Here is a 504-nt window from a genome sequence, read left to right as displayed (position 1 = left end):
CCTCGCCGGCTGGCGTGATTCAGTTAAGTGGGGGAGGTACTGGGTGGAGCCCGATCAGTCGTGTAGATGCTCGCGCTTTCCAGTCTGCTGATAGTGCTGATCCTGGATCGCGATCTGCTGGTCAATAGTGAAAATCGGGTTGCAGGTGGTGCAGTACCCGGCAATCTTGATGGCCTGATACGAAAGTGAAATCGAGGCGTAGTCCCGGTAACAAGAGGGGCATTTTATGGCGTCGACGCCGCAGCAAGTGAATGCATCGTCTTCATCGTCGTGATGCTTTTTGCAGACCGGGTATTCATACAACTCAATGATGTCTGGCCGGCAACACTCCATAGCGCCGTCTTCGTCGTCGTGAATATCTCGGCAGGCCCCGCACTGGTAAAGCGATCTGATTTTAAGATCCATGGATTATCTCCAGTCAGCCGCCGCCCTCCGTGACCGGATGCGCAGCGTGGGTAGGGGTTATTTCGGAATATCGATTTCGTCATCAGGTTCTGGCGGATC

The 504-nt window shown here is 54.4% G+C and carries 1 protein-coding gene; it reads right to left on the bottom strand.

What is annotated here, in order from left to right:
• Positions 1-54: 54 nt before the first annotated feature.
• Positions 55-405: a hypothetical protein gene (locus KFS80_RS26775; RefSeq protein WP_212546475.1), complete on the bottom strand. Its 351-nt coding sequence runs from the start codon at positions 403-405 to the stop codon at positions 55-57.
• Positions 406-504 lie beyond the last annotated feature (99 nt).

Origin of the sequence: Pseudomonas rustica, assembly GCF_018336155.1 — a bacterium.
Classification (GTDB): domain Bacteria; phylum Pseudomonadota; class Gammaproteobacteria; order Pseudomonadales; family Pseudomonadaceae; genus Aquipseudomonas; species Aquipseudomonas rustica.
This window is presented reverse-complemented; position numbering and strand designations above follow the sequence as displayed.

Coding starts and splice junctions, on each gene's coding strand:
- KFS80_RS26775 (WP_212546475.1), bottom strand. CDS start 405: ATGGATCTTAAAATCAGATCGCTTTACCAGTGCGGGGCCTGCCGAGAT.